This is a genomic window from Pseudomonas sp. GW821-FHT09D08 (assembly GCF_059416305.1).
Map to the genome: position 1 here is coordinate 111,524 of NZ_JBWKOX010000004.1, position 26,206 is coordinate 137,729.

The 26,206-nt window shown below is 57.0% G+C and carries 24 protein-coding genes; 17 read left to right on the forward strand and 7 right to left on the reverse strand.

The window, feature by feature from the left end:
- Positions 1 to 398: 398 nt before the first annotated feature.
- Positions 399 to 1,124, forward strand: coding sequence for a response regulator transcription factor (locus tag AC07OP_RS09530; protein ID WP_065937906.1), 726 nt, complete (start codon positions 399 to 401; stop codon positions 1,122 to 1,124).
- Positions 1,125 to 1,230: 106 nt separating this feature from the next.
- Here the strand turns inward: AC07OP_RS09530 and gyrB are convergent, their stop codons facing one another.
- From gyrB to dnaA, 4 genes are read right to left on the reverse strand one after another with little or no spacing between them, the layout of a single operon-like run.
- Entirely contained in the window at positions 1,231 to 3,648 is a 2,418-nt protein-coding gene (gyrB, locus tag AC07OP_RS09535) for a DNA topoisomerase (ATP-hydrolyzing) subunit B (RefSeq protein WP_495100765.1), read from the reverse strand.
- Positions 3,649 to 3,652: 4 nt separating this feature from the next.
- Positions 3,653 to 4,756: a DNA replication/repair protein RecF gene (gene recF, locus AC07OP_RS09540; RefSeq protein ID WP_027608164.1), complete on the reverse strand. Its 1,104-nt coding sequence runs from the start codon at positions 4,754 to 4,756 to the stop codon at positions 3,653 to 3,655.
- A 20-nt stretch (positions 4,757 to 4,776) separates the two neighbouring features.
- Entirely contained in the window at positions 4,777 to 5,880 is a 1,104-nt protein-coding gene (dnaN, locus tag AC07OP_RS09545; protein ID WP_005783345.1) for a DNA polymerase III subunit beta, read from the reverse strand.
- Between the two features lie 38 nt (positions 5,881 to 5,918).
- Positions 5,919 to 7,439 (reverse strand): chromosomal replication initiator protein DnaA, encoded by a 1,521-nt coding sequence (gene dnaA, locus AC07OP_RS09550; protein WP_495100766.1) that lies wholly within the window; start codon positions 7,437 to 7,439, stop codon positions 5,919 to 5,921.
- A 585-nt stretch (positions 7,440 to 8,024) separates the two neighbouring features.
- Between dnaA and rpmH the strand changes: the two genes are divergently transcribed.
- From rpmH to mnmE, 5 genes are all read left to right on the forward strand, one after another.
- Positions 8,025 to 8,159, forward strand: coding sequence for a 50S ribosomal protein L34 (gene rpmH / locus AC07OP_RS09555; protein ID WP_003213577.1), 135 nt, complete (start codon positions 8,025 to 8,027; stop codon positions 8,157 to 8,159).
- 16 nt (positions 8,160 to 8,175) lie between these two features.
- On the forward strand, positions 8,176 to 8,580 hold the full coding sequence (rnpA, locus tag AC07OP_RS09560) for a ribonuclease P protein component (RefSeq protein ID WP_053128141.1): 405 nt from the start codon (positions 8,176 to 8,178) through the stop codon (positions 8,578 to 8,580).
- Positions 8,573 to 8,818, forward strand: a complete 246-nt coding sequence (gene yidD, locus AC07OP_RS09565; protein WP_010207715.1) for a membrane protein insertion efficiency factor YidD — start codon at positions 8,573 to 8,575, stop codon at positions 8,816 to 8,818. Before rnpA ends, yidD begins: the two co-directional genes overlap by 8 nt.
- Positions 8,819 to 8,820: 2 nt before the next feature.
- A complete protein-coding gene (yidC, locus tag AC07OP_RS09570) occupies positions 8,821 to 10,524 on the forward strand; it encodes a membrane protein insertase YidC (protein WP_115488320.1) in 1,704 nt (567 codons plus the stop codon).
- A 79-nt stretch (positions 10,525 to 10,603) separates the two neighbouring features.
- A complete protein-coding gene (mnmE, locus tag AC07OP_RS09575; RefSeq protein WP_495100767.1) occupies positions 10,604 to 11,974 on the forward strand; it encodes a tRNA uridine-5-carboxymethylaminomethyl(34) synthesis GTPase MnmE in 1,371 nt (456 codons plus the stop codon).
- Between the two features lie 60 nt (positions 11,975 to 12,034).
- On the opposite strand, the gene AC07OP_RS09580 is transcribed toward mnmE, so the two are convergent.
- The 3 genes from AC07OP_RS09580 to AC07OP_RS09590 form a co-directional block, all read right to left on the reverse strand.
- Positions 12,035 to 14,473, reverse strand: a complete 2,439-nt coding sequence (locus AC07OP_RS09580) for a TonB-dependent siderophore receptor (RefSeq protein WP_495100768.1) — start codon at positions 14,471 to 14,473, stop codon at positions 12,035 to 12,037.
- A gap of 92 nt (positions 14,474 to 14,565) precedes the next feature.
- A complete protein-coding gene (locus AC07OP_RS09585) occupies positions 14,566 to 15,510 on the reverse strand; it encodes a FecR domain-containing protein (protein ID WP_115488322.1) in 945 nt (314 codons plus the stop codon).
- The gene (locus AC07OP_RS09590; protein ID WP_495100769.1) at positions 15,510 to 16,016 is read right to left on the reverse strand and encodes a sigma-70 family RNA polymerase sigma factor; all 507 of its coding nucleotides are present in this window, start codon (positions 16,014 to 16,016) and stop codon (positions 15,510 to 15,512) included. Before AC07OP_RS09590 ends, AC07OP_RS09585 begins: the two co-directional genes overlap by 1 nt.
- A gap of 564 nt (positions 16,017 to 16,580) precedes the next feature.
- On the opposite strand from AC07OP_RS09590, the gene mnmG reads away from it, so the two are divergent.
- The 11 genes from mnmG to atpG all read left to right on the forward strand — a co-directional run bounded on the left by mnmG (position 16,581) and on the right by atpG (position 26,197).
- Positions 16,581 to 18,473, forward strand: a complete 1,893-nt coding sequence (mnmG, locus tag AC07OP_RS09595; protein WP_027608172.1) for a tRNA uridine-5-carboxymethylaminomethyl(34) synthesis enzyme MnmG — start codon at positions 16,581 to 16,583, stop codon at positions 18,471 to 18,473.
- A complete protein-coding gene (gene rsmG, locus AC07OP_RS09600; RefSeq protein WP_027608173.1) occupies positions 18,470 to 19,114 on the forward strand; it encodes a 16S rRNA (guanine(527)-N(7))-methyltransferase RsmG in 645 nt (214 codons plus the stop codon). Before mnmG ends, rsmG begins: the two co-directional genes overlap by 4 nt.
- Positions 19,115 to 19,132: 18 nt before the next feature.
- Positions 19,133 to 19,930, forward strand: a complete 798-nt coding sequence (locus AC07OP_RS09605) for a ParA family protein (protein ID WP_016978715.1) — start codon at positions 19,133 to 19,135, stop codon at positions 19,928 to 19,930.
- A gap of 9 nt (positions 19,931 to 19,939) precedes the next feature.
- Positions 19,940 to 20,812, forward strand: coding sequence for a ParB/RepB/Spo0J family partition protein (locus AC07OP_RS09610; RefSeq protein ID WP_495100770.1), 873 nt, complete (start codon positions 19,940 to 19,942; stop codon positions 20,810 to 20,812).
- A 148-nt stretch (positions 20,813 to 20,960) separates the two neighbouring features.
- Complete coding sequence (locus AC07OP_RS09615) at positions 20,961 to 21,368, forward strand: F0F1 ATP synthase subunit I (protein WP_010565865.1); 408 nt, start codon at positions 20,961 to 20,963, stop codon at positions 21,366 to 21,368.
- Positions 21,369 to 21,384: 16 nt separating this feature from the next.
- Positions 21,385 to 22,254, forward strand: coding sequence for a F0F1 ATP synthase subunit A (gene atpB, locus AC07OP_RS09620; protein ID WP_017736231.1), 870 nt, complete (start codon positions 21,385 to 21,387; stop codon positions 22,252 to 22,254).
- 133 nt (positions 22,255 to 22,387) lie between these two features.
- A complete protein-coding gene (atpE, locus tag AC07OP_RS09625; RefSeq protein ID WP_002555987.1) occupies positions 22,388 to 22,645 on the forward strand; it encodes a F0F1 ATP synthase subunit C in 258 nt (85 codons plus the stop codon).
- Positions 22,646 to 22,700: 55 nt separating this feature from the next.
- Positions 22,701 to 23,171 (forward strand): F0F1 ATP synthase subunit B, encoded by a 471-nt coding sequence (locus AC07OP_RS09630; protein ID WP_017736230.1) that lies wholly within the window; start codon positions 22,701 to 22,703, stop codon positions 23,169 to 23,171.
- Positions 23,172 to 23,183: 12 nt separating this feature from the next.
- Positions 23,184 to 23,720, forward strand: coding sequence for a F0F1 ATP synthase subunit delta (locus AC07OP_RS09635; protein ID WP_027608176.1), 537 nt, complete (start codon positions 23,184 to 23,186; stop codon positions 23,718 to 23,720).
- 21 nt (positions 23,721 to 23,741) lie between these two features.
- Positions 23,742 to 25,286 carry a F0F1 ATP synthase subunit alpha gene (gene atpA / locus AC07OP_RS09640; protein ID WP_003177064.1) on the forward strand — a complete coding sequence of 515 codons (1,545 nt, stop codon included), beginning with the start codon at positions 23,742 to 23,744 and terminating at the stop codon, positions 25,284 to 25,286.
- A 50-nt stretch (positions 25,287 to 25,336) separates the two neighbouring features.
- Positions 25,337 to 26,197 (forward strand): F0F1 ATP synthase subunit gamma, encoded by an 861-nt coding sequence (atpG, locus tag AC07OP_RS09645; protein ID WP_003195829.1) that lies wholly within the window; start codon positions 25,337 to 25,339, stop codon positions 26,195 to 26,197.
- Positions 26,198 to 26,206: the final 9 nt, after the last annotated feature.

The following is a 26,206-nucleotide window of genomic DNA, read 5'->3' on the forward strand; positions in this document are numbered from 1 at the left end:
CCGATTCCTCCTCAGGCGTTGCACGGCGTAAGCCGACACACGTACGTGATAGAACGACGCGTTGAGCCCAGTGAAGCTCATTTTCGACGCAGTGGAAAAGATTTCCTGCTGGATGTTCATAACGGCGGGGATTCCAAAGGGCATCCATTATCAGGGCACAGGAGTTTACGACAGCGCACGCGTCGGCTGATCCTTTTCCTTAACGCCTGGAGCCGGTATCTTTCCCACATAGGTATGGAGGACTTTCAATGGCATATTCGCTTATTGATCCCAGCGTACCGAGAGATCCAAGGGTTCGACGAACCTGAGCACAATTCTTCAGATTCATTGACCGGCATCTGCGCAGTACGTGCCCTTCAATACGACTGCCGTACTCTTCGAGAAGAAAGGACCCACCCATGCGTGTCGCAATACTGGATGACGAACCCGCTGAATTGCGACGGGTGGAACAGACACTGCGACAAATCCCCAGCACCGCCGAACAACCCTGGTCCCTGCATTGCTTCGAACGCGGCGAAGACCTGCTGCGACAATTGCGCAGGGAGACCTTCGACCTGCTGATACTCGACTGGCAACTCCCCGACATCACCGGTATTGCCTTACTGCGCTGGACCCGTGAACACATGGAGTCGCCACCGGCGGTCATCATGCTCACCAGCCGTGATGCCGAAAGCGATATCGTCAGCGCATTGAACAGTGGCGCCGACGATTACGTCAGTAAACCCTTTCGGCCTAACGAACTGAAGGCACGAGTGACAGCCGTTCTACGTCGGCATGGCCTGCAGAGATCGGCAACCCCTGAAGTGCAGAGTTTCAACGACCTGACCTTCGACGACGCAGAGTTGACCGTCACACGCGCAGGCAAACCGATCAACCTTACCGAACGCGAATACCGCCTGGCGAGCTGCTTGTTCGCCAACCTGGCTCGGCCGCTGTCGCGCGAGTACCTTTATGAGCGGTTCTGGACCCATGAAGAAATGGTGTCCTCCCGGCCACTGGATACGCATATCTATCGGCTACGCAACAAGCTCGGGCTTACCGCTGATAGAGGTTGGCAGCTGTTGACGATCTATGGGTATGGGTATCGATTGGAGAGTGTGGCGGCGGCTTCTTCTCATGGATAAAAACTACGATGTTCCACGTGGAGCATTTTGCAGAAGTTGATTTCAACGCAATAAAAAAGGCCAACGCATAGCGTTGGCCTTTTTTATTTTGGACGTCGTACCTGGATCAGAAATCCAGGTTAGACACTGCCAGGGCATTGCTCTCGATGAAGTCACGGCGAGGTTCGACCGCATCACCCATCAGGGTGTTGAAGATCTGGTCTGCGCCAATGGCGTCCTCGATGGTTACGCGCAGCATACGGCGCTGCGACGGGTCCATGGTGGTTTCCCACAGCTGATCCGGGTTCATTTCGCCCAGACCTTTGTATCGCTGGATCGTGTGGCGCTTGGTGCTTTCCGCCATCAACCAGTCCAGGGCTTCCTTGAACTCCTTGACCGCTTTCTTACGCTCGCCACGCTGAATATAAGCACCATCGTCCAGCAGGGTGCTCAGTTGCGCGCCGAGGGTCACAACGGTCTTGTAGTCGTTGCTGCCGAAGAAGTCGCGGTTGAAGGTGACGTAGTTCGACAGGCCGTGGGAGATCAATTCGACCTCTGGCAACCACACGTTACGCTCACGGTCTTCACGCAGGCTGGCTTTGTACACCAGGCCGGATTTTTCGACAGTGCGCAGGCGTACTTCGTACTGGGCCAGCCATTCCTGCATGTGTGCGTGGTCGCCCAACTGCTCCAGGCTTACGGACGGCAGGTAGATGAAGTGCTCGGTCAGTTCCTGTGGGTACAGGCGCGACAGGCGCTTGAGCGTCTTCATCACCATACGGAAGTCGTTAACCAGACGCTCCAGCGCCTCGCCGGAGATCCCCGGGGCTTCGTCGTTCAAGTGCAGGCTGGCGTCTTCCAGGGCCGACTGCGTCATGTACTCTTCCATGGCGTCGTCGTCTTTGATGTATTGCTCTTGCTTGCCTTTCTTCACTTTGTACAACGGCGGCTGGGCGATGTAGATGTAGCCACGCTCGATCAGCTCCGGCAACTGCCGGAAGAAGAAGGTCAGCAGCAGGGTACGGATGTGCGAACCGTCGACGTCAGCATCGGTCATGATGATGATGTTGTGATAGCGCAGCTTGTCGATGTTGTACTCGTCTCGGCCAATACCGCAGCCCAGTGCCGTGATCAAGGTGCCGACTTCCTGGGAGGAAATCATCTTGTCGAAACGAGCCTTCTCGACGTTGAGGATCTTACCCTTCAACGGCAGGATGGCCTGGGTGCGACGGTTACGACCCTGCTTGGCGGAACCGCCAGCAGAGTCACCCTCCACCAGGTACAGTTCGGAAAGGGCAGGGTCCTTCTCCTGGCAGTCAGCCAGTTTGCCTGGCAAGCCGGCAATATCCAGCGCACCTTTACGGCGGGTCATCTCACGGGCTTTACGCGCCGCTTCACGGGCACGTGCGGCGTCGATCATCTTGCCGACAACCAGCTTGGCTTCGTTCGGGTTTTCTAGCAGGAAGTCGGAGAAGTACTTACCCATCTCCTGTTCAACCGCAGTTTTCACTTCGGAAGACACCAGCTTGTCTTTGGTCTGGGAGCTGAATTTAGGGTCCGGCACTTTCACCGAGATGATTGCGGTCAGGCCTTCACGGGCATCGTCACCGGTGGTGGCGACCTTATGCTTCTTCGCCAGGCCTTCGGCTTCGATGTAGGTGTTCAGGTTACGCGTCAGCGCCGAACGGAAACCCACCAAGTGAGTGCCACCGTCACGCTGTGGAATGTTGTTGGTGAAGCACAACAGGTTCTCGTTGAAGCTGTCGTTCCATTGCAGGGCGATTTCCACGCCGATGCCGTCTTCACGCTGGATGTTGAAGTGGAACACCTGGTTGACCGCAGTCTTGTTGGTGTTCAGGTATTCAACGAACGCACGCAAGCCGCCTTCGTATTTGAACAGCTCTTCCTTGCCGCTGCGCTCATCCTTGAGGACGATGCCGACACCGGAGTTGAGGAAGGACAATTCACGAATCCGCTTGGCCAGGATGTCCCAGCTGAAGTGGATGTTCTTGAAGGTATCAGCCGAGGGCTTGAAGTGGATCTGGGTACCAGTGGTTTCGCTGTCGCCAACGATTTTCATCGGTTCCTGCGGTACACCGTGGACGTAGGTCTGCTCCCAGATCTTGCCACTGCGGCGAACCGTCAGGATCAGTTCTTCGGACAGAGCGTTCACCACCGACACACCCACACCGTGCAGACCACCGGAGACTTTATAGGAGTTGTCGTCGAACTTACCGCCGGCGTGGAGCACGGTCATGATGACCTCTGCCGCCGAAACACCTTCTTCTTTGTGCACATCTACCGGGATGCCGCGACCGTTGTCGCGCACGGTAATGGATTCGTCCGGATGGATGATGATGCTGATGTCGTCGCAGTGACCGGCCAAAGCTTCGTCGATGGAGTTGTCGACCACCTCGAACACCATGTGGTGCAGACCGCTACCGTCATCAGTGTCGCCAATGTACATACCGGGACGTTTGCGTACGGCATCCAAACCTTTCAGCACTTTAATGCTGGTCGAGTCGTACGTGTTTTCTTCGCTCATGCCTTCACTCCCGATGGTCGTGGGTCTGGGTGATACGGCCTTGTTCCACGTGGAACAAAGCGACTGGCGTTTCCGTCTGCCAGCCTTCCCTCAATAATTCGTGGTCTACACAGGTGATAAACACCTGGCAGCGTAAGTCTTCCAACAAGCGGCATAACGCACGGCGGTGTTGCTCGTCGAGTTCAGACGGCAAGTCATCCACCAGATAAATACACTGACCACGTCGGGCTTGGCTAACCAGATGCCCCTGGGCGATCCGCAGTGCACACACCACCAACTTCTGCTGGCCGCGGGACAAGATATCCGCAGCATTGTGTGCGCCTAATCTAAGACGCAAATCAGCCCGTTGGGGTCCGGCCTGGGTATGGCCAATTTGCTGATCCCGCTGCAGGGACGTCGCGAGCACTGCACTCAGCTCACGGTCTTTGTCCCAGCCACGGTAGTAACTCAGCGTCAGCCCCTCGAGATCCAACAACTCACTCAAGGTCTGCTCAAAGACTGGTTTCAAGGCTTTGATATAGGCGCGGCGGTATTCATCTATTTCATCGCTGGCCAGGCACAATTCCCGGTCCCAGGCCGCTTGCGAAGCGGCGTCAAGTGTACCATGCCGCAGCCATGAGTTCCGCTGCCGCAGGGCCTTCTGCAGGCGCTGCCACGTGGCCATGAATCGCGGTTCCACGTGGAACACTCCCCAGTCGAGAAACTGCCTACGGATCTTTGGTGCGCCTTCCAACAAGCGGAAGCTGTCAGGGTTGATCAATTGCAATGGCAGGATCTCTGCCAGTTGCGCAGCACTGCGAGCGTTTTGCCCGTCGATGCGAATCTGGAACTCACCGCCGCGATCACGAGAAATTCCCAGGCTGCTGTGCCCACCTTCTGCCAGTTCGACTTGGCCAAATACCGTGCAGGCCAGTTGTTCGTACTGAATCACCGGCAACAGGCGGGCACTGCGAAAGGAACGGGCAAGCCCGAGCAGGTGGATGGCTTCCAGCACGCTGGTTTTGCCACTGCCGTTGGCGCCGTGGAGGATATTGATGCGGGGGGAGGGGGAGAAGGTCACCGGGTGCAGATTGCGCACCGCGGTGACCGAGACGCGACTAAGGGACATCTAGCTTCTGCTGGGCATGATTACAGGCGCATCGGCATAACAACGTAAGCCGAGTCATCATTATCGGATTCCTGCACCAGGGCGCTGCTGTTGGAGTCGGACAGGATCAGGCGAACCTGTTCGGTGGTCATCACACCCAGCACGTCCAGCAAGTAGCTCACGTTGAAGCCGATTTCCAAAGAACCGCCGTTGTAGTCGACGCCCACTTCCTCTTCCGCTTCTTCCTGCTCCGGGTTATTGGCCTGGATTTTCAACTGACCGTTGGCCAGCTGCAGACGAATGCCTCGGTACTTCTCGTTGGACAGGATCGCAGTACGACTGAACGCCTCACGCAGGGCCTGGCGATCACCGATCACCAGCTTGTCGCCGCCTTTAGGCAGAACGCGCTCGTAATCCGGGAACTTGCCGTCGACCAGCTTGGAGGTGAAGGTGAACTCGCCGGTGGTCGCGCGGATATGGTGCTGACCCAGCACGATGCTGACATTGCCATCCGGCTCGGTGAGCAGGCGCGCCAGTTCGAGAATACCCTTACGCGGCACGATCACCTGGTGACGATCAGGTTGACCGATATCGGCGCGCATCGAGCACATCGCCAGACGGTGACCGTCAGTGGCCACGGCGCGAATGATGCCTTCCGACACCTCCAGCAGCATGCCGTTGAGGTAGTAACGTACGTCCTGCTGGGCCATGGCGAAGCTGGTGCGTTCGATAAGACGGCGCAGTTTGCTTTGCTCCAGGCTGCAGGTCAGTGAGCCCGGGCCTTCTTCCACGGTCGGGAAATCATTGGCCGGCAACGTAGACAGCGTGAAACGACTGCGACCCGCCTTGACCACCAACTTCTGCTCATCAACCTTGATGTCGATCAGCGCGTCGTTCGGCAGGCTTTTGCAGATGTCCATCAGCTTGCGCGCGGGTACTGTGATCTCGCCAGGTTCAGCGGGTTCTTCCAGTTGCACGCGACCGACCAGCTCGACTTCAAGGTCGGTACCGGTCAGGGACAATTGCTGGCCTTCGACCACCAGCAATACGTTGGAGAGCACCGGCAAGGTCTGTCGGCGCTCGACGACGCCTGCGACCAGTTGCAGGGGTTTCAACAGGGCTTCGCGTTGAATGGTGAAATGCATGGTCTAGTCCCTTGCCTTGATAAGCTGCGCTGGTGTCATCACGTAGTCAGTGTACGCAGCAGGTTCTTGTAGTCCTCGCGAATATCCGCGTCGGATTCCTTAAGTTCGTTGATCTTGCGGCATGCGTGCAAGACCGTGGTGTGGTCGCGGCCGCCAAACACATCACCGATTTCCGGCAGGCTATGGTTGGTCAACTCCTTGGAGAGTGCCATGGCCACCTGACGAGGACGCGCCACCGAGCGCGAACGGCGCTTGGACAGCAGGTCGGAAATCTTGATCTTGTAGTACTCGGCCACGGTGCGCTGGATGTTATCCACACTCACCAGTTTGTCCTGCAATGCCAGCAAGTCTTTCAGGGATTCGCGAATCAGCTCGATGGTGATGTCGCGGCCCATGAAGTGAGAGTGCGCAATGACACGCTTGAGCGCACCTTCCAGCTCACGCACGTTGGAACGGATGCGTTGGGCGATGAAAAACGCGGCGTCGTGGGGCAGATCGACTTTCGCCTGGTCGGCCTTTTTCATCAGGATCGCTACGCGGGTTTCCAGCTCCGGCGGCTCTACCGCAACGGTAAGGCCCCAGCCAAAGCGCGACTTCAAGCGTTCTTCCAGGCCTTCGATTTCCTTCGGGTAACGGTCACTGGTCAGGATGACCTGTTGGCCGCCTTCGAGCAGGGCGTTGAAGGTGTGGAAAAACTCTTCCTGGGAACGCTCCTTGCGCGCGAAGAATTGAATGTCATCGATCAGCAATGCATCAACGGAGCGGTAGAACCGCTTGAACTCGTTGATCGCATTGAGCTGCAGGGCCTTGACCATGTCAGCGACGAAGCGCTCCGAGTGCAGGTACACAACCTTGGCATTCGGGTTCTTCTTTAATAGGTGGTTACCCACGGCGTGCATCAAGTGGGTCTTACCCAAGCCAACGCCTCCATAAAGGAAGAGCGGGTTGTAACCATGCTTGGGGTTATCGGCGACCTGCCAGGCGGCAGCGCGGGCCAGCTGGTTGGATTTACCTTCGACGAAGTTCTCGAAGGTGAACGTGCGGTTCAGGTAGCTGGTGTGCTTGAGCGCGCCTTCGACCTGTACCGTGCGCTGCTCGGCGCGGACCGGAGCCTGCTGGGAACTGGCACCCGCCATCGGATCGAAGCTGTCGCGGGACGGCTCTTCATTGATAGGCGCGTTGTTCTGCGACGAGGATTTCGAAGGCGTCTGGGCAACCGGCGTTGGCGAGTTATTAACAGGCGCCACAGGGGCTTGAGCCTGCGAGGCACTCGCTGCGAGCGGAGCATTCGGTGCAGCGCGAGGTGCCGAGCTGCGTTTGCTGCCTATTAATAAGGAAAGCACGGGCGCAAGGCCATTGCCGTGTTCATCGAGCAATTCGAGAACGCGGCTCAGGTACTTCTCGTTGACCCAGTCGAGAACAAAACGATTGGGCGCATAGACACGCAACTCGTCGCCTTCGGCTTCGACCTGTAGCGGGCGGATCCAGGTGTTGAATTGCTGGGCAGGCAGCTCATCGCGCAAAAGCTCCACGCACTGCTGCCAAAGTTCCACTGACACGGATATCCCCTAAGTTGAAAGCCGGTGAGGCAAAAACAGCCGCCATTGTAGCGGCCAGCAGCCCACTTATCCACATGTAGGTTGCTCACAGGCCAGCCAAAATCAATGCCTTAACTGCAAAAAATGCGACAGATGGTCTGTGCATAAGCTCTGTGGATAAGCGCGCCTGAGCTCGTTGTACAAGTGGGGTCGAAAGTCTGTGGGTAACTGGCCTGTGGATAACATGCCATTCCACACACAGCTTATCCGACAGCGCAGCACAGGCAGAGCACCGCTTCTCCCCCATGTTGTCATTCTCTGTACAGCACGTGGAATATGGCCTTAAGGCAGTTATCCACAGAGGATGGCCTGCCTAGCTTTTATAAGCTTTACAGAAAAGCTTTAAATAACTTCCTTCTTTATTTTTATATCTATGGCATTGCTCATGGAAGCAGAACGGAAAGAAAAGGTCTGGAAGCCCGTAAAGATCTAATTGAAGGAAAAGCTGGTTGGAAATTGACCTAGAGGCTTGCTTTCTCTAGAATCGCCGGTCTCTTAAAACGGGGGCCATTCCGGCCCGTTGTGGACGAACCAGGTAACAACGCCATGAAACGTACTTTCCAACCAAGCACCATCAAACGCGCCCGTACCCACGGCTTCCGTGCTCGCATGGCTACCAAGAACGGCCGTGCTGTCCTGTCGCGTCGCCGCGCCAAAGGTCGTGCGCGTCTGGCAGTTTGATAATCCGGTACTGGTGGTGAGTCAGGACTTCAGTCGGGAAAAGCGTCTGCTAACCCCCCGGCACTTCAAGGCAGTCTTTGACTCCCCCACCGGCAAGGTTCCGGGGAAAAATCTCCTGCTCCTTGCGCGTAACAACGATCTTGATCACCCCCGTCTCGGGTTGGTGATTGGCAAGAAGAGCGTAAAGCTCTCCGTTGAGCGCAATCGCCTCAAGCGTCTGATGCGCGAATCGTTTCGCCTCCACCAGGACACTCTGGTTGGTTGGGATATTGTTATCGTCGCGCGCAAAGGCTTGGGGGATGTAGAAAACCCCGAATTGATTCAGCATTTCGGCAAGCTCTGGAAACGTCTGGCGCGTACCAACAAACCAGCACCAGCAGTCAGCACCGAAACTGTAGGGGTAGACAGCACCGATGCGTAAACTGGCACTCGTTCCGATCCAGTTTTATCGCTATGCCATTAGTCCTCTGATGGCCAGCCACTGTCGTTTCTACCCCAGTTGTTCCTGCTACGCGTTAGAGGCCATAGAAAATCATGGTCTTCTGCGCGGTGGCTGGCTGACCTTTCGTCGTTTAGGTCGCTGTCATCCGTGGAATCCCGGTGGTTATGACCCGGTTCCACCTATCCCTACCTCCCGTTCTTCTTCGATGGCCGAGTAATCATGGATATTAAACGCACGATCCTGATCGTCGCCCTGGCAATCGTGTCCTACGTCATGGTCCTTAAGTGGAACCAGGACTATGGCCAGGCTGCCCTGCCGACTCAGAATGTTGCTGCCAATGCTGTTCCAGCGGGGCTTCCCGATACAGTAAGTGGCACCAATACTGCCGCCAGTGATGACATTCCACGGGCAGCGGGCGAAACAAAAGCACCTGCCGAAGTTGCAGTTGCCGCAAGCACCGACCTCATCCAGATCAAGACGGATGTGTTGGACCTGGCTATCGACCCGCAAGGTGGCGATGTTGCCAAGCTGACACTTCCGCTGTATCCGCGTCGTCAGGATCACCCGGAAATCCCATTCCAGTTGTTCGATAACGGTGGCGAACGTGTTTACCAGGCACAAAGTGGCCTGATCGGCACCAACGGCCCTGATGCGAGTGCAACCGGTCGTCCGATTTTCTCTGCGGAGAAGAAGAGCTATCAACTGGCAGATGGCCAAGACCAACTGGTCGTGGACTTGAAGTTCAGCAAGGACGGCGTCAACTACATCAAGCGCTTTACACTCAAGCGCGGCCTGTACGACATCGTTGTCACCTATTTGATCGACAACCAGAGCGCCCAGCCTTGGACCGGCGCAATGTTTGCGCAGCTCAAGCGTGACGCCAGCTCCGATCCATCGTCCAGCACTGCGACGGGTACCGCGACTTACCTGGGCGCCGCCCTGTGGACAAGTTCGGAGCCGTACAAAAAAGTATCCATGAAAGACATGGATAAAGTGGCCGAAGACAAAACCAAGGCGCCGATCACCTATAACGTGAACGGTGGCTGGGTAGCCTGGCTGCAGCACTACTTCGTGACCGCGTGGATTCCTCAGCCAGGCCAGAACAATTCCGTACTGGCGCGCAAGGACAGCAAAGGCAACTACATCATCGGCTACACAGGCCCGGCGATGACCGTCGCGCCAGGTGCCAAGGCTGAAACCAGCGCTACGCTGTACGCCGGCCCGAAAAGCCAGGCCGTGCTGAAAGAGTTATCCCCAGGTCTGGAACTGACTGTGGACTACGGCATCCTGTGGTTCATTGCCCAGCCGATCTTCTGGCTGCTGCAACATATCCACAGCATCGTCGGTAACTGGGGCTGGTCGATCATCTTCCTGACCATGCTGATCAAGGGGATCTTCTTCCCACTGTCGGCCGCCAGCTACAAGTCGATGGCGCGCATGCGTGCCGTGGCGCCTAAACTGGCCGCGCTGAAAGAACAACATGGTGATGACCGGCAGAAAATGTCGCAGGCCATGATGGAGCTGTACAAGAAAGAGAAGATCAACCCGCTGGGTGGATGCTTGCCGATTCTGGTACAGATGCCGGTATTCCTGTCGCTGTACTGGGTTCTCCTGGAAAGCGTGGAAATGCGCCAGGCACCGTTCATGCTGTGGATAACTGACCTGTCGATCAAAGACCCGTTCTTTATCCTGCCGATCATCATGGGCGCGACCATGTTTATCCAACAGCGCCTGAACCCGACGCCGCCGGATCCGATGCAGGCCAAGGTGATGAAAATGATGCCAATCATCTTCACCTTCTTCTTCCTGTGGTTCCCGGCTGGCCTGGTTCTGTACTGGGTGGTCAACAACGTGTTGTCGATCTCTCAACAGTGGTACATCACACGTAAAATCGAAGCGGCTACCAAAAAAGCCGAGGCGTAATTTACTCTGTGGATAACCACTCAAGACGCCCCCTAGTGGGGCGTTTTGCTTTCCGTCACTTTTATTCTGGAACCTGCTGATGAGCGCTCCTCGTGAAACCATCGCTGCTGTCGCTACCGCTCAGGGTCGCGGCGGTGTCGGTATCGTTCGTATTTCCGGACCGCTCGCCGGTATTGCCGCGAAGGCCATCAGCGGGCGTGAGTTGAAGCCGCGCTACGCCCATTACGGCCCGTTCCTCGGCTCTGATGAGGAAGTATTGGACGAAGGCCTGGCCCTGTATTTCCCGGGACCCAACTCCTTCACGGGTGAAGACGTACTGGAATTGCAGGGGCACGGCGGCCCGATCGTTCTGGATATGTTGCTGCAACGCTGCCTGCAGTTGGGTTGCCGCCTGGCTCGCCCGGGTGAGTTCAGTGAGCGGGCATTCCTCAACGACAAGCTCGACCTGGCACAGGCCGAGGCGATTGCCGATTTGATCGAGGCCAGTTCTGCGCAAGCTGCACGCAATGCGCTGCGCTCTCTGCAGGGCGCTTTTTCCCTGCGTGTGCATAACTTGACCGAACAGTTGATCAGCCTGCGCATCTACGTCGAGGCGGCGATTGATTTTCCTGAAGAGGAAATCGACTTCCTTGCCGATGGCCATGTATTGGCGATGCTGGATAAGGTCCGTGATGAGTTATCCACAGTCCTTCGGGAAGCCGGGCAAGGCGCGTTGCTGCGAGACGGCATGACCGTCGTGATCGCCGGGCGTCCCAATGCCGGCAAATCCAGCCTGCTCAATGCGCTGGCGGGGCGTGAAGCAGCCATTGTCACCGAGATCGCCGGCACCACCCGGGACATCCTGCGCGAACATATCCACATCGATGGCATGCCGCTGCACGTCGTCGACACCGCCGGTTTACGCAATACCGATGACCAGGTGGAAAAGATCGGCGTGGAACGCGCGCTCAAAGCCATCGGCGAAGCGGACCGGGTACTGCTGGTGGTGGACGCCACCGCGCCGGAGGCTGTGGATCCTTTTGCATTGTGGCCGGAATTCCTCGAGCAACGGCCGGACCCGGCCAAAGTCACCTTGATTCGTAACAAAGCCGACCTGACGGGTGAAGCCATTGCGATGGAAACCAGCGCTGATGGCCACGTCACTATCAGCCTGAGCGCCAAGTCTGCGGGGGAGGGCCTGGAATTGCTGCGCGAGCATCTCAAGGCCTGCATGGGTTACGAGCAGACGTCGGAAAGCAGCTTCAGTGCACGTCGCAGGCACCTGGAGGCGCTGCGCCATGCAAGCGCGGCATTGGAGCACGGCCGGGCGCAGTTGACCTTGGCGGGGGCGGGGGAGCTGCTGGCTGAGGATCTTCGCCAGGCGCAGCAGCTGTTGGGAGAAATCACCGGGGCATTCAGCTCCGATGATTTGTTGGGACGGATCTTCTCCAGCTTCTGTATCGGCAAGTAGGAGCAGGCTTGCCAGCGATAGCGGCCTGAAGAGCATTTTGATTCTTCAGGCCATCATCCATCACCAGTTGTACGAAACAGTCCCAAGCAGTGTACGACTGTCACCCCAGTAGCAGCGGCCCGCGTCGTTGCAGCCAGAAACATACTCCTTGTCGAACAGGTTCTTGGCGTTCACGTCCACTGACCAGTGCTTGTCGATCTGATAGCCGACGGCTGCGTCCACCAGAGTGACGCTCCCAGCATCCAGCTTTCCGTACAGGCTTGGCTGGGTGTAAGAAAACGTACTGTCGAAATAGCGCACACCGCCGCCCAGGGACAAGCCCTTGAGTTGGCTATCGAGGAAGCGGTACTTGCCCCACACCGAGGCCTGGTTGCGCGGAACCCCCGTCATCTGATGCCCCTCGACCAGCGAGGTAGCCGAGTCCTTGGTAATACGAGCGTCAGTGTAGGTGTAGGCTGCGGTCACATTCAGGTTGGGCGTGATGTTGCTGTTCACCTCGACCTCGGCCCCTTTGGCCCGGCTTTCGCCCACCTGGCGGTAGCTGTTGGTGGTGGCGTCGAGGTAGGTGTCGTCTTCCTTGCGCAAGTCATACACCGAGACGGTCATCGCTGTATCCCAGCCGACCGGTTCGTACTTCACACCCACTTCGTACTGACTGCTGGTGATCGGCTTCAACGGTGAGCCGGCGTTGGAGATCTGCTGTACAGGCACAAATGCGGTGGAGTAGCTGACGTACGGCGTCAGGCCGTTGTCGAACTGGTACATCACCCCGCCCTGGTAGGTAAACTTGCGGTCTTCGGAGCCGGTGTTGCTGGCCTTGTTGACCTTGTCGCGGAAATCACTGTCGACCCAGTCCTGGCGGCCGCCCAGCAGGAACAACCAGTGGTCATACTTGCTCTGGATTTGTGCATAAACCCCCTTCATCTGCTGCTCGAGCAAGGTGTTTTGCACAGCCACCGGGGTAAGCGGCTCACGCAGGTACACGGGGTTATACACATTGATAGTGCCGGCGAAGCCTGCGTTCCAATCCTGGTTGAACGAGGTGCGGTCATAACTGGCGCCGAACAGCACCGTATTTTCCAGGTCCCCGACTTGGAATTTGCCTTCCAACTGGTTATCCAGGGAGTAGACCATCGACTTGTTGTAGCGGTCGTAGGCCGTCATGTTCAGTTGGGTGCCGAAACCACCATTGTTCAATGTGCCCGGCCAGGTTTCGTGACGGTTGATGCGCGATTGCATGTACCGCGAGTTCTGGCGGAACCGCCACTCATCATTGAAGCTGTGGCTGAATTCGTAGCCGCTGCTCCAGGCTTCACGTTCGAACGTATTCCAGTCCGGGTCGCCGAGCATGGTGTGCTTGGACAGCTTTCCGTTCGGATTTGTAAGCAAGGTCCCCGCGGCGGGTAGGCCGAGTTCGAGATTGGTGTGGTCCTTTTGGTAATTGGCCAACAGAGTGAGCGTGTTGAAGTCGTCGAAATTCAGGGTCAATGAAGGCGCGATGTACAGGCGATCATCAGGAACATGGTCCGTCTGCGTATCAGACTTGCGGCCGAGCATCACCACCCGGCCAAGGATGTTGCCGTTGTCGTTGAGTGGACCAGAGATATCCACACCCAACTGACGCCGATTATTCGAGCCATAACCGAGCTGCACTTCACCCTGCGGCGTGGCAGTCGGATGTTTGCTCACCAGGTTCACTAAGCCGCCAGGCGCGTTTTCACCGTACAGCAGGGAAGAGGGCCCACGGAAGATTTCGACCCGCTCCAGGCCATAAGGCTCACTGGTGGTGTCGTACCGATTGCCTTGTACACGCAGGCCATCTCGCAGCAGGCCGTAGCCGTAATCCGTGGCATTGAAACCGCGGATGAAGAACAAGTCACCCGCGAGACCGTCGCCAGCAGCAAAGGGCGGCGCGAAGATACCTGGCACGTAGCCCAATACTTCAGTCAGGGTCTGCGACTTCTGGTCCTTGATGCGCTGGCCGGTGACGACTGATACCGAACGCGGTGTTTCCGACAGAGGCGTGCTGGTCTTGGTGCCGATACGGCTGTTTTGCGCTTTGTAGCCCACATCCCCGGCGATCTCTTGATTGAACCCAGCCTGTTGATAAGTACTGACCGTGGTGGGCGCGAGCGTGAGTTGCCCTGTAGGAATGGCCTGCAAGACATAGCTGCCAGGCGCCTGGACTACCGCTTGTAACCCCGAGTTCTGCAGCAACAGTGCAAAGCCTTGCTCAACCGAATAGTCACCTTCCAGCCCGGTTGTGTTCAAGCGCGCGGTTTGTTGGGGCGAGAAAGACAGAATCACATTCGCCCTGGCGGCAAATTGGCTCAAGGCATTGTCCAGGGGACCGGCCGCAATGGCGTAATGCTGCACCGCGCTGGCGGCCATGGCGTCACTGGATAGCAAAACACCGGCTGTGGCTGCTGTGCCGAGCAGCAGGCTGCACGTCATACCGTGGTAGGAAAGTCGCTGGCGGAGCTTGGTGCGAAGGCGCATAGGTGGGTAAGCCCTGAAGGTGGCGTCGTGATTACCTTTAGGGCCGTGCCAGGTAAAAAAAAGATAACCCCTTGTGAGGATATTTTTTGCGATCAAGCGATTCGCTTCACCGAAACCCAATAGCGCGTGAAGTATTTCACCTGAATGGGCAAGGTTGCCTGCAGATTCGCCAGTACCGCATCGGTGGAGTCGAGGCGGAAAGTCCCGGAAACACGTAGGCGTGCACTAGCCAAGTCGCATTTCAGGACGCCGGGACGGTAGCGGGCAAGGTCTTCGATCACATCCCCGAGGCGAGCATCCAATACGATCAGCTGGCCATCGACCCAGGCAGCCTGGGACCCGCTATACGTGTGGCCAAGCCCTATGTTTTGACGATCAAAGTCAGCGCTTTCACCGGCACAGAGCAGTCGAGCATGGTTGGGCCGGTCACCAGGGGCCACACTTACGCGATCCTCCAGAACACCGATACGCGTGGAATCCGGCAACTGGCGCACTGTAAACCGAGTACCCAATGCCTGGACTCGGCCCTGGCGGGTTTCGACATAAAAGGGCGTGTGCCCGCCCAACTTGCCGGTGTGGATAAGTACTTCACCTTCACGCAGCCGGATCAAACGTTGGCGCCCGTCGAAGATCACGTCAATCGCCGTGCTGGTATTCAGATCAATCCGTGTGCCGTCAGCCAACGCGATACGCCGGCGTTCACCCACGGACGTCCGGTAGTCGGCCCAGACATTGCCCAGGGAGGTGTGTTGCTGGACATTCCAGCCCAGGTACCCGGTACCGCCCATTACCAGCATCCACTTCAATACCTGACGACGTTGTTGCGTGGTCGACAATGCCCGGCGGGTGAAATCCTGGGGCAGGGCACCGAGACTGCGCTGCAATTGCTCCATCTGGTTCCACGCCGCCTGATGGGACGGATCGCCGTTGAGCCATTGTTGCCAGGCAAGGCGTTCAGCAGCCGTAGGCGTTTGGGATTGAAACTGTACATACCAGTGAGCAGCGGCCTCGAAGGTTTTGCGATCGGGGGCGGCCATTACAGGCTGGCCATGATCAGCGCGCATTCAGTCAATGCACGGATCATGTGCTTCTTCACCGTGGTCAGCGACACCTGCAGTTGATCGGCGATCTGTTGATAAGTCAGCCCTTCGATCTGCGACAACAGGAAGATCCGTCGCGCTCGCTCACCGAGGCCGGACAGGGCTTTATCCACAGCCACCAGCGTCTCGATGATGATGGCTTTATCTTCTTCACTGATGGCTATGGCTTCAGGCCGTTCGGCCAAGGTCTGCTTGTAGGCCTGCTCGATGGCATGCCGGCGATAACGATCAATCACCAGGCCCCTGGCGATGGTCACCAGGTAGTCACGCGGTTCAACGATCTGCGCCGCATGCCGCCCACCCAGAATGCGCACGAACGTATCGTGCGCCACATCGGCTGCATCGCAGGCGTTATGCAACTTACCTTTGAGCCACCCGTGCAACCAGGAGTGGTGCTGCTCGTAGATGTTCTGAACCGCAGCCGTGTGTGAAGAAGGGGACATAGGGCATGACAAGCTAGGTTAATGATAATCGCTATTATTAACTGCCTGGCTGTTTTCTCACAATAGATCTCTTTTTGACGTGCTCACCCCCGAATAGAAAGATTCGGTTGGCTTCGTCGTGGGCGAAATTCACACGATTGCACGGATTTCTGTGGATTAAGCCCTGTGAATAACCGCCCCTGTGCCCAGTTGATAACAGGGCTCGAAACCTGAGTAAAAACCCCTCTGTGGATAACCACCTGTTTAATCCACAGGCTTAAAGCACTTATCCAAGGGCCTCATTGGCACATGACCACAGACTTTTGAATCGCTGTACACATTGTAAATAAAGGCCTGTAGAGATCTATCCACAGAAAAGGTGCCCAGTAGAAATAAACATAAAAACAAAGATTTAATAAATTTCTCTCTTTTAATTTCTATTGTCTGTGATTCATCCACAGCTGGTTAAATTTTGTGCAAAGGGTTCTTTAGGAAGGGCGAAGTCCCTATACTTGCCGCCAAAGCTCCAAAACCCTTTCAACAAACAATTCCTGATTACCTACATAAGCAGGCACGAGGTGCGTGGTGGATTTCCCTTCCCGTTTTGAAGTGATCGTCATCGGCGGCGGTCATGCCGGTACCGAGGCAGCACTGGCGTCAGCACGCATGGGCGTAAAAACCCTGTTGCTGACGCATAACGTGGAAACCCTCGGCGCCATGAGTTGCAACCCTGCCATTGGTGGGATCGGCAAAAGCCATCTGGTCAAGGAAATCGACGCCCTTGGTGGCGTGATGGCCGAGGCTACCGACAAGGGTGGTATTCAATTTCGCGTGCTCAACAGCCGCAAAGGCCCGGCCGTGCGTGCCACTCGGGCCCAGGCAGACCGCATCCTGTACAAAGCCGCGGTCCGCGAAACCCTGGAAAACCAGCCCAACCTGTGGATATTTCAACAAGCCGCCGATGACTTGATCGTCGAACAGGACGTGGTTCGCGGTGTTGTCACCCAAATGGGCCTGCGTTTCTTCGCAGAATCCGTGGTGTTGACCACCGGTACGTTCCTCGGCGGACTTATCCACATCGGCATGCAGAACTATTCGGGTGGCCGCGCCGGTGATCCGCCGTCGATTGCCCTGGCAAAACGCCTGCGCGAATTGCCGCTGCGCGTCGGTCGCCTGAAAACCGGGACCCCACCGCGTATCGACGGGCGTTCCGTGGATTTCTCGGTGATGACCGAACAAGCGGGCGATACTCCGATTCCGGTAATGTCGTTCATGGGTTCCAAGGAGCAACACCCCAAACAGGTGAGCTGCTGGATTACCCATACCAATGCGCGCACTCACGAAATCATTGCCGCGAACCTCGACCGTTCGCCGATGTACTCCGGGGTAATCGAAGGTATTGGCCCGCGTTACTGCCCGTCGATCGAAGACAAGATCCACCGCTTTGCCGACAAGGAAAGCCACCAGGTCTTCATCGAACCCGAAGGCTTGACCACCCACGAGCTGTACCCGAACGGGATTTCCACTTCCCTGCCGTTCGATGTGCAAATCCAGATCGTGCAATCGATTCGCGGCATGGAAAACGCACACATCGTGCGTCCGGGCTACGCCATCGAATACGACTACTTCGATCCGCGTGACCTGAAGTACAGTCTGGAAACCAAGGTTATCGGCGGCCTGTTCTTCGCCGGGCAAATCAACGGCACCACCGGCTACGAAGAAGCCGGCGCCCAGGGTTTGCTGGCCGGGACCAACGCCGCATTGCGTGCACAAGGCAAAGACAGCTGGTGCCCGCGGCGCGATGAAGCGTATATCGGCGTGTTGGTCGACGACCTGATTACCCTGGGAACCCAGGAACCGTATCGGATGTTCACTTCCCGAGCGGAATACCGCCTGATCCTGCGCGAAGACAACGCCGACCTGCGCCTGACCGAAAAAGGCCGTGAACTGGGCCTGGTCGACGATGCTCGCTGGGCGGCTTTCTGCAAAAAACGCGAAAGCATCGAGCTTGAAGAGCAGCGCTTGAAAAGCACCTGGGTTCGCCCCGGGACCGAGCAGGGCGACGCGATTGCGGAAAAATTCGGCACGCCGCTGACTCATGAGTACAACCTGCTGAACCTGCTGTCCCGTCCGGAAATCGACTACGCTGGCCTGGTCGAAGTGACCGGCGGCGGGGCCGATGATCCACAGGTTGCCGAGCAGGTCGAAATCAAGACCAAGTACGCCGGTTACATTGACCGCCAGCAGGACGAGATCGCTCGTCTGCGCGCCAGTGAAGACACCAGGCTGCCTGTGGATATCGATTACACCGGTATTTCCGGCTTGTCGAAAGAAATCCAAAGCAAGCTGGGGATAACTCGCCCCGAGACCCTCGGCCAGGCTTCACGTATCCCCGGCGTCACCCCGGCAGCCATTTCGCTGTTGATGATTCATTTGAAAAAACGCGGCGCGGGCCGTCAGTTGGAGCAAAGCGCTTGAGTTCGTTGGTCACCTCGCAACACGCCGAAGAGTTATCCACAGGTGCGCGCCAATTGGGCGTGGACTTGACCGAGGCCCAGCACGATTTGCTGCTGGGCTACCTGGCCCTGTTGATCAAATGGAACAAGGCTTACAACCTGACGGCCGTGCGTGATCCCGACGAAATGGTTTCCCGTCACTTGCTCGACAGTCTGAGCGTGATGCCGTTTATCGAAAACGGTCGTTGGCTGGATGTCGGCAGTGGTGGCGGTATGCCTGGCATCCCGCTGGCTATCCTGTTTCCCGAGTCGCAAGTGACCTGCCTGGACAGCAACGGCAAGAAAACCCGCTTCCTGACCCAGGTCAAACTCGAACTCAAGCTGGATAATCTGCACGTTATCCACAGTCGCGTCGAAGCCTTCACGCCTGAGTTGCCCTTCAACGGAATTGTTTCCCGGGCGTTCAGCAGCATGGAGAACTTCAGCAACTGGACTCGTCACCTGGGCGACCGCGACACCCGCTGGCTGGCAATGAAGGGCGTCCATCCAAGCGATGAGCTGTTAGCATTGCCGGCAGACTTCCACCTCGATAGCGAACACGCCTTGGCCGTACCCGGTTGCCAAGGCCAACGCCATCTGCTGATACTGCGCCGCACGGCATGATTGGGAACACAAGCAAGAATGGCTAAGGTATTCGCGATAGCGAACCAGAAAGGTGGCGTGGGCAAAACCACCACCTGCATCAACCTCGCAGCATCCCTGGTCGCCACCAAGCGTCGGGTGCTGTTGATCGATCTCGATCCACAGGGCAACGCCACCATGGGTAGCGGTGTGGATAAACACGGCTTGGAAAACTCGGTCTACGACTTGCTGATTGGCGAGTGCGACCTGGCCCAGGCCATGCACTACTCCGAGCATGGCGGTTATCAACTGCTGCCGGCCAACCGCGATTTGACTGCGGCGGAAGTGGTGCTGCTGGAAATGCAGATGAAGGAAAGCCGTCTGCGCAGCGCTTTGGCACCGATCCGCGAGAACTACGACTACATTTTGATCGACTGCCCACCGTCGCTGTCGATGCTCACGCTTAACGCATTGGTGGCTGCCGATGGGGTGATTATCCCCATGCAGTGCGAGTACTACGCGCTGGAAGGGTTGAGCGACCTTGTGGATAACATCAAGCGTATTGCCGAGCTGCTCAACCCGAACCTGCAGATCGAAGGCCTGCTGCGGACCATGTTCGATCCGCGCCTGAGCCTGATGAACGATGTGTCGGCGCAGCTCAAGGAACACTTTGGCGACCAGCTGTACGACACCGTGATTCCACGCAACATCCGCCTGGCCGAAGCGCCAAGCTATGGCATGCCCGCGCTGGCGTACGACAAATCATCCCGTGGTGCCATTGCCTACCTGGCATTGGCCGGCGAGATGGTTCGTCGTCAACGCCGCAACTCACGCACCGCTGCAGCCCAGCCAACTTAAGGAATCCCCATGGCCGTCAAGAAACGAGGTCTCGGACGTGGACTGGATGCACTGCTGAGTGGTCCGACCGTCACATCGCTTGAAGAACAAGCGGTGCAGGTTGACGAACGCGAGCTGCAGCACCTGCCCCTGGACCTGATCCAGCGCGGCAAATACCAGCCACGCCGGGACATGGACCCCCAGGCGCTGGAGGAACTGGCCAATTCGATCAAGGCCCAGGGCGTGATGCAGCCGATTGTGGTGCGCCCGATAGGCGGCGGCCGCTTTGAAATCATTGCTGGTGAACGCCGCTGGCGCGCCAGCCAGCAGGCGGGCAAGGACACCGTCCCTGCGATGGTGCGCGATGTACCGGATGAAACCGCCATCGCCATGGCGTTGATCGAGAATATCCAGCGTGAAGACCTCAATCCCATCGAGGAAGCGATCGCCTTGCAGCGTTTGCAACAGGAATTCCAGCTGACCCAGCAACAGGTCGCCGAGGCCGTGGGTAAATCCCGTGTCACCGTGTCCAACTTGCTGCGCCTGATCGCGCTGCCGGAAGTCATCAAGACCATGTTGTCCCATGGCGACCTCGAGATGGGCCACGCCCGTGCTTTGCTCGGTTTGCCGGAAAATCAACAGGTTGAAGGGGCGCGACACGTTGTCGCACGAGGGCTCACCGTTCGTCAGACCGAGGCCCTGGTTCGCCAGTGGCTCAGCGGCAAACCTGCACCGGTCGAAACGGCCAAACCTGATCCGGATATTGCGCGTCTCGAGCAGCGCCTGGCCGAGCGCCTGGGCTCTGCGGTACAAATTCGCCACGGCAAGAAAGGCAAAGGGCAATTGGTCATCGGATATAACTCCCTTGATGAGCTTCAGGGCGTCCTTGCCCACATCCGCTGAAACATTTGCTTATGTAGCGCGTGATCGGAAATCACTACCCGGCAGTTGAATAGGGGCAGAACCGCCCCTATACTCTGCGCGCATTTTGTCGGCACAAATTATGCCAAGTTATTGATTTCCGGCAGCCGACTATTGAGGAGCAAGAGTGATGGAAACCCGCACGCCAAACACGTTGCCCTTCCATCGCTTGGCTGTTTTTCCGGTTTTATTGGCTCAATTTGTCATCTTGCTGATCGCCGCATTGGCGCTTTGGTACTGGCATGGAGTCGTAGCCGGATATTCAGGACTTTGCGGAGGCCTGATAGCCTTGCTGCCCAATATGTATTTTGCTCACAGGGCCTTTCGGTTTTCCGGCGCCCGAGCAGCCCAGGCTATCGTCCGGTCTTTTTATGCCGGCGAGGCGGGGAAACTGATTTTGACGGCAGTGCTGTTTGCACTGACCTTTGCAGGTGTGAAGCCATTGGCGCCGCTGGCTGTATTCGGCGTCTTCGTGTTGACCCAACTGGTCAGCTGGTTCGCTCCCCTGCTGATGAAAACAAGACTTTCGAAACCTTAGGGCGTTTGAGGCAACCATGGCAGAAACAACCGCTTCGGGCTATATCCAGCACCACTTGCAGAACCTGACCTTCGGTCAGCTTCCCAACGGCGGCTGGGGCTTTGCCCACTCCGCAGCAGAAGCCAAAGAAATGGGCTTCTGGGCTTTCCACCTGGATACTCTGGGCTGGTCGGTCGCTTTGGGTCTGATCTTCGTCCTGATTTTCCGCATGGCGGCAAAGAAGGCGACTTCCGGTCAGCCAGGTGCTTTGCAGAACTTCGTTGAAGTACTGGTCGAATTCGTCGATGGCAGCGTGAAAGACAGCTTCCATGGTCGTAGCCCGGTGATTGCACCGCTGGCCCTGACCATCTTCGTCTGGGTGTTCCTGATGAACGCCGTCGACCTGATCCCGGTTGACTGGATTCCTCAGTTGGCCATGGCGATTTCCGGCGACCCGCACATTCCATTCCGTGCCGTATCGACCACTGACCCGAACGCTACCCTGGGCATGGCCCTGTCGGTATTTGCGTTGATCATTTTCTACAGCATCAAAATCAAGGGCATCGGCGGCTTCATCGGCGAACTGACCCTGCACCCGTTCGGCAGCAAGAACATCTTCGTTCAAGCCCTGCTGATCCCGGTGAACTTCCTGCTGGAATTCGTCACCCTGATCGCCAAGCCGATCTCCCTGGCCCTGCGACTGTTCGGCAACATGTATGCCGGCGAGCTGGTGTTCATTCTGATCGCTGTGATGTTCGGCAGCGGCCTGCTCTGGCTTAGCGGCCTGGGCATTGTTCTGCAGTGGGCGTGGGCTGTGTTCCACATCCTGATCATCACCCTGCAGGCCTTCATCTTCATGATGCTGACCATCGTCTACCTGTCGATGGCGCACGAAGAGAACCATTAAGGCCAGTCTCGACTAGTCTGATGTCCTTCCCGGTGAAACGGGAAGGTGGCCCACCAGGGCTATGAAACGATTTGTTTTACCGCTTTAAAATCTAAAAAACCTAAACCATACGACGTAAAAGTCGGGAGGAAAGATGGAAACTGTAGTTGGTCTAACCGCTATCGCTGTTGCACTGTTGATCGGCCTGGGCGCCCTGGGTACTGCCATTGGTTTCGGCCTGCTGGGCGGCAAGTTCCTGGAAGGCGCAGCGCGTCAGCCAGAAATGGTTCCAATGCTGCAAGTTAAAATGTTCATCGTTGCCGGCCTGCTCGACGCCGTGACCATGATCGGCGTTGGTATCGCTCTGTTCTTCACCTTCGCGAACCCCTTCGTTGGTCAACTCGCCGGTTAATCACTCGTTTTTCGAGTGATTGGTGTGTTGTGCAACGAATGAGCGAGGTATTGGCGTGAACATTAATGCAACCATTATTGGTCAGTCCTTAGCGTTCTTGATTTTTGTCGTTTTCTGCATGAAGTTCGTATGGCCTCCGGTCATCGCAGCTTTGCACGAACGTCAAAAGAAGATCGCGGATGGACTGGACGCTGCCGCACGAGCAGCTCGCGACCTGGAGTTGGCCCAAGATAAAGCGGGTCAGCAACTGCGCGAAGCGAAAGCTCAAGCAGCCGAAATCATTGAGCAAGCCAAGAAACGCGGTAACCAGATTGTTGAAGAGGCTGTTGAAAAAGCCCGTATCGACGCTGACCGTGTGAAGGTTCAGGCTCAAGCCGAGATCGAGCAGGAACTGAACAGTGTCAAAGATGCGCTGCGTGCCCAACTGGGTGCTCTGGCCGTCGGCGGTGCTGAGAAGATCCTGGGTGCCACAATTGATCAAAACGCGCACGCGGAGCTGGTTAACAAACTGGCTGCTGAAATTTAAGCGAGGGCGATCATGGCAGAATTGACCACGTTGGCCCGACCTTACGCTAAGGCAGCCTTCGAGCACGCCCAGGCCCACCAGCAGCTGGCCTCTTGGTCAGCCATGCTCGGCCTGGCTGCAGCAGTGTCGCAAGACGGCACCATGCAGCGCGTGCTCAAGGCCCCGCGACTGACGAGCGCAGACAAGGCCGCCACTTTTATTGAAGTGTGCGGCGACAAGTTTGATGTGAAAGTGCAGAACTTCATCAATGTCATCGCCGAAAACGACCGTCTCCTGCTTTTGCCGGAGATTGCCGCTCTGTTCGACCTGTACAAGGCCGAGCAAGAGAAATCGGTAGACGTTGAAGTAACCAGTGCTTTTGCATTGAACCAAGAACAGCAAGACAAACTCGCCAAGGTTCTCAGTGCACGACTCGACCGGGAAGTGCGCCTGCAAGTTGCGGAAGACCCATCCCTTATTGGGGGTGTTGTCATTCGCGCCGGCGACCTGGTTATCGATGGCTCGATTCGCGGCAAACTCGCGAATCTTGCCGAAGCATTGAAATCTTGAGTTTGAAGGGGCAGCAGAGCAATGCAGCAACTCAATCCTTCCGAAATAAGTGAAATTATCAAGGGCCGCATCGACAAGCTCGATGTGACCTCCCAAGCCCGTAACGAAGGCACTGTCGTCAGCGTATCTGACGGCATCGTGCGGATTCACGGTCTGGCCGACGTTATGTACGGCGAGATGATCGAGTTTCCGGGCGGCGTCTACGGTATGGCCCTCAACCTGGAGCAAGACTCCGTAGGTGCCGTTGTATTGGGCGCGTACACCAGTCTGGCTGAAGGCATGAGCGCCAAGTGCACTGGCCGCATCCTGGAGGTTCCGGTTGGTAAGGAATTGCTGGGTCGCGTAGTCGACGCACTGGGTAACCCTGTTGACGGTAAAGGTCCACTGGGCAACACCGAGACCGACGCGGTCGAGAAAGTTGCTCCAGGCGTGATCTGGCGTAAGTCGGTAGACCAGCCTGTACAGACTGGCTACAAGGCTGTCGATGCCATGATCCCAGTCGGCCGTGGCCAGCGTGAGCTGATCATCGGTGACCGTCAGATCGGTAAAACCGCCCTGGCGATCGACGCGATCATCAACCAGAAGAACAGCGGCATTTTCTGCGTCTACGTAGCGATCGGTCAGAAGCAATCGACCATCGCCAACGTGGTTCGCAAGCTGGAAGAAAACGGCGCCCTGGCCAACACGATCATCGTGGCCGCCAGTGCTTCGGAATCTCCTGCGCTGCAATTCCTGGCGCCGTACTCCGGTTGCACCATGGGTGAATTCTTCCGCGACCGAGGTGAAGACGCGCTGATCGTTTATGACGATCTGTCCAAGCAAGCAGTGGCTTACCGCCAGATTTCCCTGCTGCTGCGCCGTCCACCAGGCCGTGAAGCTTACCCAGGCGACGTGTTCTATCTCCACTCCCGTCTGCTGGAGCGCGCATCCCGCGTTTCGGAAGAGTACGTAGAGAAGTTCACCAACGGCGCAGTGACCGGTAAAACCGGTTCCCTGACCGCACTGCCGATCATCGAAACCCAGGCTGGCGACGTTTCCGCGTTCGTTCCGACCAACGTGATTTCCATCACCGACGGTCAGATCTTCCTGGAATCGGCCATGTTCAACTCGGGCATCCGCCCTGCAGTGAACGCCGGTGTTTCGGTATCCCGTGTGGGTGGTGCCGCTCAGACCAAGATCATCAAGAAGCTCTCCGGTGGTATCCGTACCGCTCTGGCTCAGTACCGTGAACTGGCCGCATTCGCCCAGTTCGCTTCTGACCTGGACGAAGCGACCCGTAAGCAACTTGAGCATGGTCAGCGCGTTACCGAGCTGATGAAGCAGAAGCAATACGCCCCAATGTCGATCGCTGACATGGCGTTGTCGCTGTATGCCGCTGAGCGTGGGTTCCTGACCGACGTTGAAATCGCCAAGGTCGGCAGCTTTGAACAAGCGCTGATTGCTTACTTCAACCGCGATCACGCCGAATTGATGGCGAAGATCAACGTGAAGGGTGACTTCAATGACGATATCGACGCTGGCATGAAAGCCGGTATCGAGAAGTTCAAGGCCACCCAAACCTGGTAAGCCGCAGCGGGAGCCGCAAGGCTCCCGCTTGCTAACCTGATAGGTGTTACATGGCAGGCGCAAAAGAGATTCGCAGTAAGATTGCGAGCATCAAAAGCACGCAAAAAATTACCAGCGCCATGGAAAAAGTGGCGGTCAGCAAAATGCGCAAGGCACAAATGCGCATGGCTGCTAGCCGTCCTTATGCGGAGCGTATCCGCCAGGTAATTGGGCATCTGGCCAACGCCAACCCGGAATACCGCCACCCCTTCATGATCGAGCGCGCCGTCAAGCGTGTGGGTTATGTGGTAGTGAGCAGTGACCGTGGTTTGTGCGGTGGTTTGAATACCAACCTGTTCAAGGCCCTGGTCAAGGACATGGCGGTAAACCGCGAAAACGGCGTCGAGATCGATCTGTGTGTTGTTGGTAGCAAGGGTGCGGCCTTTTTCCGCAACTTCGGCGGTAACGTCGTTGCAGCTATCAGCCACCTGGGTGAAGAGCCGTCGATCAATGATTTGATCGGCAGTGTGAAGGTGATGCTGGATGCGTACCTGGAAGGCCGGATTGACCGCCTCTCCGTGGTATCCAACAAGTTCATCAACACCATGACCCAGCAGCCAACCGTGGAGCAATTGATTCCACTGGTGGCGACTCCGGATCAGGAACTCAAGCACCACTGGGACTACCTCTACGAACCAGACGCCAAAGAGCTGCTTGACGGCTTGATGGTGCGCTACGTGGAGTCGCAGGTGTACCAGGCGGTGGTCGAGAACAACGCAGCTGAACAAGCGGCGCGGATGATCGCGATGAAAAACGCTACCGATAACGCCGGTGATCTGATCAGCGATTTGCAGCTGATCTACAACAAGGCGCGTCAGGCTGCGATCACCCAAGAGATCTCGGAAATCGTCGGCGGCGCTGCCGCGGTTTAACGGTTCAAA